Here is a 13,932-nt window from a genome sequence, read left to right as displayed (position 1 = left end):
GTAACAAAGCACTAATATTAGTGCTTTGTTACTAGCAACCTTTAAATATCTATATAAAAATAGATTATCTAAAAAATTCCATTTCTTCTGTTAGTAGACCATATTCCTATTAAAATTATCAATGAATATATGACATACAAAACTATTCTTATATACTGAACATCTAATCCAAAAAATTCAATGTTACTTTGTGAGGTATGCAACATCACAAGAACCGCAGATATACCAATAAGCAAAGGATTGATTACTATTTGCTTATCAGTTCTTAAAATCATTATTTTGCCCATCCAAATTATTGATAATATAAAAAATAAAACTTTAAGACCGAATTCTAATGTATCTATCAAAGCGAAAACATCCCTTCATTTATAATAAATTTTTCAGTTCAACAAAATATAAAACCCTACAAATAACTTTTAAACCTGTGCTAAATCTATAATAAGATAACGTAATTAAGCATTATAAAACTTTATCTACATTAATATATACTACACTATACTTCAAATTTCTTAAACATAAATTAATGAAATTAACAAAATTTTATTCATAATCATATCAAAGATATATTTCATTATTTAAAAGCATATCATTATATATACAGTTTTAGGAGGTGAGGTATATGGAATCTAAATTTTTTAACTGGTACACTCAATCCTTAGGAGGAACTTTTGGCATTATATCATGTATATGCTCTTATTTAAATGGATACATGTTTGTTTATACAAATAGTGCTAGTAAATACTTTGAAAGTATAGGATTTTTAGGAATAATTTCAAGCTATGTACTACTTCCACTTTGTATGCTTACTTTGATTTTTGGAATTATATATTCTTATACTCCAGAAACATCCGATAAAAGTATTTTTAATATACCTTTTTTTACTTTAAATAAAAGATTAATACTTACTACAGTAGTTTTTGGCTTTATAGGTGCTAGAGTTTATTTTATAATTCCTGCAATTTTAATAACTTTTAACCTCTATAGTAATATTTTAATAACTAAATTAAAGTATATCCTATGTAAGGATAAAGAAAATGATACTAATTTGAAAGAAAGCGAAGTCTAAATTGCATAATATTGGTATTTGTCTTAAAAATTCCCGAGGTATTAATTTGTATTCTCTTGTATTTTGCAAAAAATATTGAATTTTATTCATTTTATACTTATAATTTATATTAATAATGGAAAATTAAAACAAATATAAGTTACTGGTTGTTAATTTAAAATTAAAATATATATTGATGTGTTGATTCTCTAGTCAGCACTTTTTCTTTTATAAATTTGTTTTTTGTGATATAATATTAGCACCAGGTAATAATACAAGGGGGTAACAACATGAACATCAATGAAATTAAGGAATTATTAAAGGCCATAGACTCAACTAGCTTAGAATATGTAAAACTTGAAAGTAGCGATTTAAAATTAGAAGTATCTAAAAAGGTTCAAGCTACAAGTTCACCTGTTTTAAGTGTACAACAAGAATCAGTAGTGGATCTTTCTTTAGAAAAGCCAGTTGTAAACGATACACCTGTCACATCTAATGAGAATCTATCAGTAGTAGTAGCTCCTTTGATGGGAACATTCTATGATTCTCCAAGTCCAGATGCAGATAGCTTTGTTAAGGTTGGCGATGTAGTTGAAGAAAGCGACACTTTATGTATATTAGAAGCAATGAAGCTTATGAATGAGATAACAAGTGAAATTAAAGGTGAAATAATTGAGGTATTAGTTGATAATGAAGAACTAGTAGAATATAATCAACCTTTATTTAAGATAAAACCATTGTAGTAGGAGGTATTTAAGTTGATAAAAAAAATACTAGTTGCAAATAGAGGCGATATAGCAGTTAGAATCATCAGAACATGTAAGGAACTAGGTATAAAGACTGTTGCTATCTATTCTGAAATAGATAAAGATTGTTTTCATAGATATATAGCTGATGAATCTATTTGTATAGGACCAAACAATATAAGCAAGAGTTACAATAATATAGAAAATATAATATACCTTGCTCTTAAATTGAAATGTGATGCTATTCATCCAGGTTTTGGCTTTTTATCAGAGAATCCTGAATTTGCAAAGCAATGTGAAGAGAATAATATTATTTTTATAGGTCCAACAAGAGAACAAATGATTTTGATGGGAGATAAATCTAGAGCAAGAGAAACTATGATGGAATTAAATATCCCTGTTGTTCCTGGTTCAGAATCTGTTTTGAAAACTAAGGAAGAAGCTTTAGAAGTTGCAAGAGAAATTGGCTATCCTGTTATGATAAAAGCCTCAAGTGGAGGCGGTGGAAAAGGTATGAGAATCGTTAGAAAGGAAGAAGAACTTTTTTCTAATTTTGATATGGCAAGTTCAGAAGCTCTATCAGCATTTTCTAATAGCGATTTATATATGGAAAAATTTATAGAAAATCCTAGACACATAGAGGTACAAGTATTTGGAGATAAATACTCAAATGCATTACATTTAGGTGATAGAGATTGTTCTATGCAAAGAAGAAATCAAAAAGTAATAGAAGAATCTTTAAGTCCATACCTTTCAGATGAGGAAAGACAAAAACTTCATAAAATTGCAGTAGATATAGTAAAAGGTGTAGGTTATGTAGGTGCTGGTACTATTGAATTTATAGTTGACAAAGATAAAAACTTTTATTTTATAGAGATGAATACAAGAATACAGGTTGAACATCCAGTTACAGAGATGGTAACAAATCTTGACCTTATAAAACTTCAAATATCTATAGCTAATGGGGAAAAGATTCCTTTTAAACAAGAAGATATTACTTTTAGAGGTCATGCTATTGAGTGTAGAATAAATGCTGAAGATTCATCAAAGAATTTTGCTCCATCACCAGGTAAGATAGAATCATTAAATTTACCTGGAGGTTTTGGCGTTAGATTTGACACTTTTGTATATGCAGGATATACTATACCACCTTTATATGATTCTATGATAGGTAAATTAATATGTTGGGCTGAGACTAGAGAAGAATGTATAAATAGAATGTACCGAGCTCTAGACGAAATTATTGTAGAAGGTATTAATACAAATGTAGAATTTCAAAAGGCACTTGTAACAAGTGAAGAGTTTAGAAAAGATACTCATCATACAAAATTTATAGAAGATGTCTTTATGAAGAAAGAATTTACTACATTATAAGGAGTAAATAGATTATGATAAAAAAATTTTTATCATCAAAAGAATCTAAGTACGTTACGATTTCTTTAGATGACAACTTTAAAAAGAATAGTGTAGATGATAAATTTTGGACTTATTGCAAAGGTTGCGATAGTCATGTATTTAGAAAGGACATAGAAGAAAATTCATTTGTATGTCCAAAATGTTCAAGACATTATGGCTTAAGAGCAAGAAAAAGAATAAATTTATTGATTGATAAAGGAACTTTTATGGAATTTAATTCTGATATAGAATTTCAAAATCCACTAAATTTTCCTAATTACAAAGAAAAAATAGACTCTTATAAAGAAAAAACAAACGAATCAGAAGCTGTTGTCACAGGTTATGGAAGATTAAATGGAATTAAAACAGTTATTTGTGTAATGAATCCTGATTTTATGATGGGAAGTATGGGCTCTATTGTTGGAGAAAAAATAACTTACTCAATAGAATATGCTGCTGAAAATAATTTACCTATAATTATTTGTTCTGCCTCAGGTGGAGCTAGAATGCAAGAAGGTATGGTATCTCTTATGCAGATGGCAAAGACTTCTCAAGCACTTTCTAAACTTGAAGAAAAATCATTACCATATATATCAGTTCTAACTGACCCTACTACTGGAGGAGTAACTGCTAGTTTTGCTATGCTTGGAGATATTATAATTTCTGAACCAAATACGCTGATAGGTTTTGCAGGTCCAAGAGTGATAGAACAAACAATAAATCAGAAACTTCCTGAAGGATTTCAAACTTCTGAGTTTTTACTTGAAAAAGGTTTTATTGACATGATAGTAGATAGAAGAAAAATGAAGGAAGTATTATATCAAATTCTTGCTATGCACAAGAAATAGGGCATAAAGGAGGAACTGTTTTGATTGAAAATAATAGTGAAAAAATAAAGGTCTTAGAAAATGATATTAAACAATTAATAACTATTTCTAAGGCAAATAATATAGATTTAAGTGATAAAATAAATTCACTTAATGAGAAATTGGAAAAGCTTAAAGAAGATGCTTTTTCACATCTATCACCATATGAGAAGGTAATGTTGAGTAGAGATATAAAAAGACCTACGATGTTGGAATACATAGAACATATTTGTTCTAATTTTTTAGAGCTTCATGGAGATAGGCTTTTTAAGGATGACCTTTCTATAGTTGGGGGAATCGGTCAGATAGGAAGATTTAATGTCACTATAATTGGTCACCAAAAAGGAAGAGATACAAAAGAAAATATAAAAAGAAATTTTGGAATGCCTCATCCAGAGGGATATAGAAAAGCATTAAGACTTATGAAACAAGCTGAAAAATTTAATAGACCTATAATAACATTTATTGATACATCAGGAGCTTTTTGTGGTCTAGAAGCAGAAGAAAGAGGACAAGGAGAAGCTATTGCAAGGAATTTACTTGAAATGAGTAAACTTTCCGTTCCAGTAATCACTTTTGTAATTGGCGAAGGTGGTAGTGGAGGAGCTTTAGGTATTGGAGTAGGCAATGATGTTTGTATGTTAGAACATTCAGTTTATTCTGTAATTTCACCTGAAGGGCTTTCTAGTATTCTATTTAAAGATTCGTCTAAATCTAAAGAAGCTTGTGATGTTATGAAGCTTACAAGTAATGATTTATATGATTTAAAAATAATAGATAATATTATAAAGGAACCTATTGGAGGAGCACAAAAAGATGTAAAAGCTGTTTCAAAGGAAATAAAAGCTTATATTTTAGAAAGATTAAATCATTATAAAGATATGAATAAAGAAGAAATTATAGCTCAAAGATATAATAAATTTAGAAATATTGGAAAATGCTTATAGAATATAAAGAAATTTGTAGTTTTTTCATTATAAAATGGTTTTAAAAAATAAAGGTTTTCTTAAAACGATTATAGAAGTATATTTTTATAAAAGTATACTTTAAATGATGATTGTAATTAGTAAATGGCAATTATGATTTAGTACTTTAGGTAATGGATACTTTAACAAATTAACAAGGAGATGTTGAAATGGAAGTACTAAAAGTTTCATCAAAATCTAATCCTAATTCTGTAGCTGGAGCATTGGCTGGAGTACTGAGAGAACGAGGTATTGCAGAAATACAAGCTATAGGAGCTGGAGCTCTAAATCAAGCGATAAAATCAATTGCAATAGCAAGAGGTTTTGTTGCACCTAGTGGAATGGATTTAGTTTGCATTCCCGCATTTACTGATATAGAAATCGAGGGTGATAAGAAAACAGCCATTAAACTTATAATTGAACCTAGATAATATATCTTTTTATTAGAATTTAATTAAGTTTTAAAGGTTGACTATAGAAATAGGATGCTATAGTGAACCTTTTTTACTTTATATGTTTTATTTTATATAATTTTTAATGTATAATCTTAAGTAAATAAATAAGTTTGGAGGAGATATACATTATGAAATTAAAATTATTTATGGAAGAGTATGCAGTATGTAGATTGAAGAATGATAGCAAAATACCAACATGGATAGATACAGAAAACTTTTATTCTATAACTAAAACTGATGATGAATTGAGTATTGTATGCTTAAATAATAATATTCCTTCTGATGTTAAGTCAGAAAAAGAATGGAGAATACTTAAGATACTAGGTCCTTTAGATTTTTCACTTGTAGGAATTTTATCTAAGCTAAGTAGTTTGTTGGCAGACAATAAAATAAGTATATTTGCAATTTCTACATATGATACAGATTATATTTTAATAAAAGAAAAAGATATAGAAAATGCTTGTAAAATTTTAAACTGTAATGGATATGAAGTAGAGTAGTTAAATACTTTTACATGAGGCTTTAATTTATGATTTATATAATCGAAATTTTAAAAATAAGTATAACAAATATCTTTTGTTTCGTAGGAATATTTGTTGTATTTGGACTGATTTTTAGCATTACAGAAAATTTAAATAATAGATTTATATTTTCATCTTTTGGAAAAACTGGAATTATTGTAACTGGAGCTATAGGAACATTTATTCATGAACTGAGTCATTTGTTAATGTGTTTGATTTTCATGCACAAAATAAATTCAGTTAAGTTTTTCAGACCAATAGAAAGTAAAAATGATGGTATATTAGGATATGTAAGTCATAGTTATAAAAAAGATAATCTTTATCAAAGTATAGGAAATTTCTTTATAGGAATTGCACCTATTATAGGCGGAACAATAATGATTATTTTATTTTTTAAAATATTATTGCCAGAGAGTTATATGAAAGTGACACAAAATATAGATTTAAAATTATACATAAGTATGATTAATAACTTTAATATAAATGGTTTTATACACATTATTTTAGATGATATTTATAATTTTATAAGAATAATGTTGTTAACACCTAGTGTATATTCATTTAAGTATTTTATATTTATATTTTTAATGTATTCTGTATCTACACATATGTCACTTAGTAGTGCTGATTTAAAAAACAGTTTAAATGGTTTGAGTTTTATAGTTATAGTTATTTTTGTGATAAGTTTAATCACATACTTACTTGGACCGGATAACTTGAATATATCAGGTTTAATAGTTCAGTATAATATATTTGTAAGTTTTTTTATGGCAATAGGGCTTATTTTTTCAATAGTAACGCTTATAATATCTTATCTTTTTAGCTTAGTTAGCCCGTTTAAAAAATTTAATTAAAGAACTACATATTTTACTATATATTTAGTTTCATTAGAAATGTATAAAATATTAGATATAAAAGATTTTAAAAGAGCATAAAATTTCTCAATATATTTTAATAAATATTCTTAAAGTATATTGAGAAATAAAAAAAGAGTACTTAAATCTAACTAGTCTTTAAATGTGGATTTAGGGAATAGTTAGTGGTGATTTCGATTAAAGCACTACTAATCTCTTAAAAATACAAAAAATGATTAAATTAAATATTTATACTAAATATAACTATATAAAAAATAATATAAAAAATTTATATTTTAGTTTTAGGAGGTTTAATTTTGAATAATGATAAAAAAATTATAAAAGTACATAACAAATCAGATAAACCTGATAATATTGTCATTAAGGAAAATGAACTTATAGAAAAATGTCTACTTTTGGAAAGTAAACTTCCTACATTTATGAAGGATTATTTTATCTATCTGAAGGGTTCTGTTGCAGTTTCCACACGACTTGCTTATTTAGAAGACATAAATTTTTTCTGTTCATATTTGATTGAGACCAAAGAATTGACAAATGCAGATTGTATAAAGGATATTACAGAAGATGATTTTAATGCAATAAAATCAAGAGATATAAATTTATTCTTAGGTGACTATTGTAGTAGATATTATAAAAATACAGAAAAAAACACATTAATTTTTGAAAATAATAATAGAGCTTTGGCAAGAAAAAAATCATCCATCTCTACTCTATTTAAATTTTTATACAGAAACTCCCAAATAGATAACAATATAACTGATGGATTCAATCCAATAAAGCTTCCTAAGCCTCAACCAGATGCTATTAAGCGTCTTGAGATAGATGAGGTTGCTAAGATGCTTGAATCAGTAGAAACAGGTGAAGGACTTACAGAAAAAGAAAAAGTGTACTGGAGAAAAACTAGGTTACGTGATAAAGCTATATTGGCCTTATTTGTTACATATGGGCTTAGATTAAATGAACTTAGAGAACTCAATATCTCCTCTTTCAATTTTTCAAGAGGTGAATTTAAAATATATAGAAAACGTGGAAAAGAAGTTTTAATGCCTATAAATCACACTTGTGAACATGTAATAAAAGATTATTTGCAAAATGAAAGAACAAGAGATGATTTATTAAATGATGAAGAAAAAGATGCTTTATTTTTATCTCTTCAAAATAAGAGAATAACAGCAAAAGCTATAAGAACACTAGTAAAAAAATATACTTCTATCCCACTTGATACTACTAGAGATAACGGATATAGTCCTCATAAACTAAGAGCAACAGCAGCGACTTCTCTAATCCAAACTGGATTTTCTATATATGATGTTCAAAATTTACTTGACCATGATAATGTAACAACCACTCAGCTTTATGCAGCCCACAAGAAAAACGTAAAACGTGATATAGTTAAGAATTTTGAATGGATTGAGGACGATTAAAAATCAGGAACAAATGTTTGCAGATATAAATGGATTATGTTATAATTAAAAATATAAAGTGTATGGAAATAAAAACAAAATATGTTTGGAAATGAGTGATGTTATGTATTTAGATCTAACTGAAAAGCAAGTCTTGATATTGGAATTTATAAAGTCTCAAATCACATTAAAAGGTTATCCACCTGCTGTAAGAGAAATATGTACTGCTGTGGGGTTAAGATCTACTTCAACTGTACACTCTCATCTAAATAAACTTGAAAAACTGGGATACATAAGAAAGGACCCTACTAAACCAAGAGCTATTGAAGTTTTAGAACGTAGTAAAGTAAATGATGTTTCTGGAGCTAATCAAGAAATAATAGAACTTCCTTTAGTAGGTCAAATAACAGCTGGAGAACCCATTTTAGCTCAACAAAACATAGAGGAATACATTCCATTCCCTGCCAGTTTAGTAAAGGGCAGTAATAATTTTGTATTAAGAGTAAAAGGCGAAAGTATGATTAATGCAGGAATTTTAGATGAAGATTACGTTGTAGTAGATAAAAAAAATACAGCCTTGAATTCTCAGATAGTAGTTGCACTTATAAATGGTGAATCTGCTACAGTTAAGAGATTTTTTAAAGAAGGAGATTTAATAAGACTTCAGCCAGAAAATGATTTTATGGAACCAATTATGCTCAATGACTCAGAAGTTGAAATTGTAGGTATTGTAACTGGTGTATTTAGAGTTATTAAATAGCTATTAAAGAATACTTAAAAAAATAAGCTACTCGTATAGATAAAATGTGTTATCTATTGATTATAGCTTATTTTTTTATGTATTTATTTTATTTTTTATTGGTTACTCTGTTTATTATTTTCCATAACATATATCACATGGGTCATTTTTCTTACTTTCTGCAATTGTGCCTGATAATATTTTTTTACTTCTTGAAAGCCCACTACAATTTTTTGTAGAGTGATAACTCTTCCCTTTTGGAGTAAAATACACTACTCTGTTATAACTTCCATCTTTACAACTTGTAAATACTCCATCACCTGTTGATTCAAATATTATATCTGAACACTCATCGCTTCTATGTACTTTTACTCCCATTTTTTCTAATTTATTCATTGTCTCCTGGTGTGGATGACCATATGAATTACCCTTGCCTACTAAAAGAACTGCATATTCAGGGTCTACTTTATCTAAAAAAGCTTGAGATGAACTACTACGAGAACCATGATGAGCTACTTTTAAAAGGTCTACTTTCTCAATCTTAGGTAGTATTTCTTTTTCGGTAGCTTCTTCGGCATCACCTGTAAATAAAACTTTATCATTCCCATTAGTATATACAAGAACTAGAGATTGCTCATTAGTAGTGTCTCCTCCATTTGTATTTAAAACTTCAAAATAAGAATCTTCTAAATAAAACTTGTTATTTTCAAGTGGTACACTTGGAGATAAATCCTTATTTGCCAAAGCATTTATAAAATCTCTATAACTCTTTGTTTCAGCTGAGCCATTCGATACAAAAACATTTTCTATATTGAAATTTTTGACAACAGAATCAAGTCCTCCTAAATGGTCTGCATGAGAATGGGTAGCTATAAGATATTTAATATCTTTTACACCTTGATTCTTTAGATAGTTTACCATTAAATTCTCATCATCGTTATCTCCCCCATCTATCAATGTAAAAGTTTTGCCATCTTGAATTAATATTGCATCACTATTTCCAGTGTTAATAAAATGAATTTTTACATTCTTATCACTTGATATACTACTAGATAAAGAATCCTGATTATTTGATTGACTATTTCCAGTGTCTGATGTAGCGCAACCGGTTAAATAAATCGATATAGATACTATCAATAAAAGTATCAAAGCTTTAATTTTAGAATTTTTTTTATTTTTTATACTTCTTTCTATCACAAACTACGCCTCCATATTCATAATACACTAGTAATTATAACATGATATGCGTTTTTATGATATTTTTTTACATAATATTGTAAATAACAGATTATAGTACAATAACATAGAAAATTGACACCATATAAGTTTTATGTTATATAAAATGAAATATTTTATATCAGTAGTATCCAGTTATGCATTTTAAACGACCATTTATGCTTAAGATATTGCAAATTTCCTCTAAAAACTATAATATCTTAAGTATCAACAAAAATAAATAAACTTTTTCCTTAAAGAAGGCTTAAAGCTCACACCAATTGCCTTCTTTTTTTTTATAAAAATTTAATTATTTATTTTGATTAATATTTATTTCATATTTTAGTTCTACTCTTCTAGATGCATCTCTATTTACGCTATTATCACCATTTTTTATGAGTTCAGCTTTTGATCTTCCTATTGCAATAATATGTTTAGTCACTTTATCTTTGTATTTATAGTCGCCTATTTCATCTCCTACTATAAATTTAGCAACGCTATATGCTCTTCTTTGCGATAAATCTAAGTTGTATATATAACTTCCCACATCATCTGTATGACCTTCTATAACTATTTTGGATATATAATCACCATAATCTTTATAAATAGTTTCTATGTACTTTGGAACGAACATTTTTAACATCTCTTTAGCTTCTGGTTTTAAAACATCACTATCTACATCAAACATAGTTCTTTCACCAAAAGTTACTTGACCATTAGATTTATCTACTTTCACAGGTATTCCACTTTTTTTAAAGGTTTCTTCAACAGAAGCATTAACATTTTTAGCTAAATCTTGTTCGACAGAACCTGAAATACTTTCTGAGCTAAATAGGATAAGAATCACAACCATCAATACAGTAGATAATAAATCTGTAAATGTTGGCCAAAAGCTACTCTTTTCAAATTCTCTGTTAACAGTTCTTCTATATTTATTATTCATTTAACTCATCCTCACCTACGACCTTTATTTCTTTATCTTCTATCTCATAAATCTCTTCGCTAAAAGGATTAAATACACCATCAACATCATCTTTAAATAATTCTTCACTATCAAGAGGAACTTCATCGTGCATAAAAGAGTTATTAAACATAACATCTAATTTATCTTGAATATCTAAAGAATTCTCAAACATTATATCCAGTTTAACTTGTAGGTCATTAGAAAAGTTTTCAATAATACTTGAAAGATTTTTTATTGAGTCATCTAATGTAAATTTTTCATCTAAAAGGATTTTTTGATTTTGAGATATTTTATTTTCATGAGTCATTAATTTAGTTAATAAATCTTGAGCACTTCTTTCATATAGAGCAAATCCTGCATTTATATTTTTTATATAATCTCTAATTTTGAACTGGCTTTCAGTGGCATTATATATATTCTTTGAAGATTCTTTTATGTCAAATAAAATCTCTTTATTTATATTGTCTTGATTATCATATTTATCAAACAGTTTTACAAATTTTATATTTAAAATATTAAACTGTTTATCTAATTTTCTTACGCTCTGGTCAAATGTCTTAATAGAACTCTGAGAACCTTCTAAAAGGCTTTTTAAAGCTTCTATACCACTAATAAATTCATCATTAAAGTCGTTTAAATCTTTAGATATTTTATCAAATTTTTCAATGGCTTCTATAGACTTACTTATTTGTTTTATTGTATTTTTTACCTCTTCTATTTTTAAATCAATTCTTTCTGATTTAAAATGAGTTATCTCAGATGTTAGTAAATTTTCAGATTTTAACATTATTTGTATCAAAACATGTTCACAATCTTTTATCTTAGTAAAGTAACCTATAATTAGAGAAAATACAACTCCAAATATACTGGTTGTAAATGCAGTTTGCATACTACTAATAGTTGAAGGAAGTGAATTTATAATGTCTTTAGTATCAACACATAAAAGCATTGTAGAAAGCCCAACAAATGTACCTAAGACTCCAAGCAATATACTTATTGAAGATGAATTTTTTATGCTTCTAATCTTCTCTAACAATGGCAAATTATTATGCTTTAAATCTGATACAACTTCTTCTATGAATGAAGTTATATTTACGTCTGCATAAGGGTTTTCTTTACTATATACATAGTAATCATCCCTTACTTTTTTATAAAACTCACTCGTTTTATAATCCTTATTGATTTCTTCTAATTTTGAACTTACAAATGAGTATACTCTGTTATTTTCTATTATTTTAAAAACAGAATACACAGTTATTGCAAGTAAAAACAATATAGTTATTGGATTAGTAAATATTGACTCTATCAAATTCATTATTATGTTACTCAATCTTATCCCCTACCTTATAATTTATTTATCTATAATTTATACGTACAAGTTACTAAGAAAATACGTAAATAAACAAAATATTTATATTATATTTATGAAAAATGGTACAAATAGGTCATATTGTTAATAACATAATATATACGAGCTAAAAGCTATAGGGGGTGGCATAATGAATGACAACATAGTAGAAGTTAAAAATATAAATATGAACTTCTACACTAAAGAAGGCGAGCTTGAAGTATTAAAGGATGTCAATTTTAACTTGAAAGAAGGAGAAATATTAACTTTGCTTGGTCCTTCTGGAAGCGGTAAATCTACAATTTTAAATATTCTTACTAATCTTTTAAAACCGACTAGTGGTGATGTAAAGATTACTGGAAATATTGGATATATGTTTCAAAAAGATAACTTACTTGAATGGAGAAATATAATGGATAATATAACTATTGGATTAGAAATTCAAGGTAAAAAAGATAAAAAATCTTTAGATAGAGTTGAAAGTCTTTTAAAGACTTATGGATTATGGGATTTTAGAAGCATGTATCCAAAAGAATTATCTGGAGGTATGAAACAAAGAGTTGCACTTATTAGAACACTTTCTGTAAATCCAGATATTTTACTTTTAGATGAGCCTTTTTCAGCTCTTGATTATCAGACGAGATTGTTAGTTTGTGATGATGTTTATAGTATTATTAAAAATGAGAATAAATCTACTATTTTAGTTACGCATGATATTGGTGAAGCAATATGTATAAAAGTGCAACATTAAAAAAAGATGAAAAAAATATAGAAAAATACACCTAAAGTATAACAATATTCATAATTAAAAGGCTATGAATTTGATTCATAGCCTAATTAAATATGTGAAATATGTGTTTAATTAAGAGTTTGTATTTTAAACTATTTATTTGATTATTATTAACTTAATTTGGGTTCTTGTTAATTTTGAGATGCCCAATCTGCTGGATATGTTACATATATAAATCTAGCATAATCAGGTACAGAAAATTGTATCTTGCTTCCTTTTGGTATAAATATTAACTCACCTGAAGAAGCAGAAACCTTTCTTCCACCTATCATTATATCTAAAGTTCCATCTATTATATAATCTATTTCATCATAGTTTAGAGTCCAGTCAAAAGTTGTTTCCTTCATTTCCATCATACCACAACCTAATCTTGGGCTTTCCTCTAATGTAAATAAATCTTTTGTGTAAACTACATCACTTGGGTTTCCTGTATCTAATCTATCAGATTCACTAACCTTTACAGTTGGTAACTTTATAGAAGTTATTCCACTAGCATCTTTATTTCTAACAAAATCTACAGTATCTTTAGTTCCATTTATTTTTTCTTCTATTATTTGTCTTACTAATGTTTCAATTAAGTTTTTATCTATATTTGTTATATCCAT

At 27.2% G+C, this 13,932-nt stretch carries 16 protein-coding genes; 11 read left to right on the top strand and 5 right to left on the bottom strand.

All coding sequences use genetic code 11. The annotated features are described in order from the left end of the window. Positions 1-68: 68 nt before the first annotated feature. The gene (locus KGF39_RS13085) at positions 69-347 is read right to left on the bottom strand and encodes a hypothetical protein (protein ID WP_054273919.1); all 279 of its coding nucleotides are present in this window, start codon (positions 345-347) and stop codon (positions 69-71) included. 272 nt (positions 348-619) lie between these two features. Here KGF39_RS13085 and KGF39_RS13080 point away from each other — a divergent pair, with 272 nt between their 5' ends. The 10 genes from KGF39_RS13080 to lexA all read left to right on the top strand — a co-directional run bounded on the left by KGF39_RS13080 (position 620) and on the right by lexA (position 9,031). Continuing rightward, a complete protein-coding gene (locus KGF39_RS13080; protein ID WP_227822638.1) occupies positions 620-1,066 on the top strand; it encodes a hypothetical protein in 447 nt (148 codons plus the stop codon). 269 nt (positions 1,067-1,335) lie between these two features. Beyond that, complete coding sequence (gene accB, locus KGF39_RS13075) at positions 1,336-1,788, top strand: acetyl-CoA carboxylase biotin carboxyl carrier protein (protein WP_227822637.1); 453 nt, start codon at positions 1,336-1,338, stop codon at positions 1,786-1,788. 15 nt (positions 1,789-1,803) lie between these two features. Further along, entirely contained in the window at positions 1,804-3,165 is a 1,362-nt protein-coding gene (accC, locus tag KGF39_RS13070) for an acetyl-CoA carboxylase biotin carboxylase subunit (RefSeq protein WP_227822636.1), read from the top strand. A gap of 14 nt (positions 3,166-3,179) precedes the next feature. After that, positions 3,180-4,034, top strand: a complete 855-nt coding sequence (accD, locus tag KGF39_RS13065) for an acetyl-CoA carboxylase, carboxyltransferase subunit beta (protein WP_054273915.1) — start codon at positions 3,180-3,182, stop codon at positions 4,032-4,034. A gap of 20 nt (positions 4,035-4,054) precedes the next feature. After that, a complete protein-coding gene (locus KGF39_RS13060; RefSeq protein WP_227822635.1) occupies positions 4,055-4,999 on the top strand; it encodes an acetyl-CoA carboxylase carboxyltransferase subunit alpha in 945 nt (314 codons plus the stop codon). A 188-nt stretch (positions 5,000-5,187) separates the two neighbouring features. Further along, the gene (locus tag KGF39_RS13055) at positions 5,188-5,448 is read left to right on the top strand and encodes a stage V sporulation protein S (RefSeq protein WP_003424039.1); all 261 of its coding nucleotides are present in this window, start codon (positions 5,188-5,190) and stop codon (positions 5,446-5,448) included. 152 nt (positions 5,449-5,600) lie between these two features. Continuing rightward, positions 5,601-5,972: an ACT domain-containing protein gene (locus KGF39_RS13050; RefSeq protein ID WP_079740067.1), complete on the top strand. Its 372-nt coding sequence runs from the start codon at positions 5,601-5,603 to the stop codon at positions 5,970-5,972. 29 nt (positions 5,973-6,001) lie between these two features. Further along, entirely contained in the window at positions 6,002-6,847 is an 846-nt protein-coding gene (locus tag KGF39_RS13045) for a hypothetical protein (RefSeq protein ID WP_227822634.1), read from the top strand. 317 nt (positions 6,848-7,164) lie between these two features. Next, the gene (locus KGF39_RS13040; RefSeq protein WP_227822633.1) at positions 7,165-8,292 is read left to right on the top strand and encodes a tyrosine-type recombinase/integrase; all 1,128 of its coding nucleotides are present in this window, start codon (positions 7,165-7,167) and stop codon (positions 8,290-8,292) included. Between the two features lie 103 nt (positions 8,293-8,395). Then, positions 8,396-9,031, top strand: coding sequence for a transcriptional repressor LexA (gene lexA, locus KGF39_RS13035; RefSeq protein ID WP_227822639.1), 636 nt, complete (start codon positions 8,396-8,398; stop codon positions 9,029-9,031). A 114-nt stretch (positions 9,032-9,145) separates the two neighbouring features. Here lexA and KGF39_RS13030 read toward each other — a convergent pair whose 3' ends face one another. The 3 genes from KGF39_RS13030 to KGF39_RS13020 form a co-directional block, all read right to left on the bottom strand. Then, positions 9,146-10,207 carry a ComEC/Rec2 family competence protein gene (locus tag KGF39_RS13030; RefSeq protein ID WP_227822632.1) on the bottom strand — a complete coding sequence of 354 codons (1,062 nt, stop codon included), beginning with the start codon at positions 10,205-10,207 and terminating at the stop codon, positions 9,146-9,148. A gap of 328 nt (positions 10,208-10,535) precedes the next feature. Then, positions 10,536-11,168: an OmpA family protein gene (locus tag KGF39_RS13025; protein WP_021375530.1), complete on the bottom strand. Its 633-nt coding sequence runs from the start codon at positions 11,166-11,168 to the stop codon at positions 10,536-10,538. Then, positions 11,161-12,519 (bottom strand): hypothetical protein, encoded by a 1,359-nt coding sequence (locus KGF39_RS13020; protein ID WP_227822631.1) that lies wholly within the window; start codon positions 12,517-12,519, stop codon positions 11,161-11,163. The genes KGF39_RS13025 and KGF39_RS13020 overlap by 8 nt, the downstream gene beginning before the upstream one ends. Before the next feature lie 169 nt (positions 12,520-12,688). Here KGF39_RS13020 and KGF39_RS13015 point away from each other — a divergent pair, with 169 nt between their 5' ends. Further along, entirely contained in the window at positions 12,689-13,288 is a 600-nt protein-coding gene (locus tag KGF39_RS13015) for an ATP-binding cassette domain-containing protein (RefSeq protein ID WP_227822630.1), read from the top strand. A 170-nt stretch (positions 13,289-13,458) separates the two neighbouring features. Here the strand turns inward: KGF39_RS13015 and KGF39_RS13010 are convergent, their stop codons facing one another. Next, entirely contained in the window at positions 13,459-13,932 is a 474-nt protein-coding gene (locus KGF39_RS13010) for a cupin domain-containing protein (RefSeq protein WP_227822629.1), read from the bottom strand.

This window comes from Clostridioides sp. ZZV14-6345 (assembly GCF_020657775.1).
GTDB lineage: Bacteria > Bacillota > Clostridia > Peptostreptococcales > Peptostreptococcaceae > Clostridioides > Clostridioides difficile_D.
The sequence above is the reverse complement of the archived record's forward strand: the minus strand, read 5'-3'. Positions and strand labels throughout refer to the sequence as shown.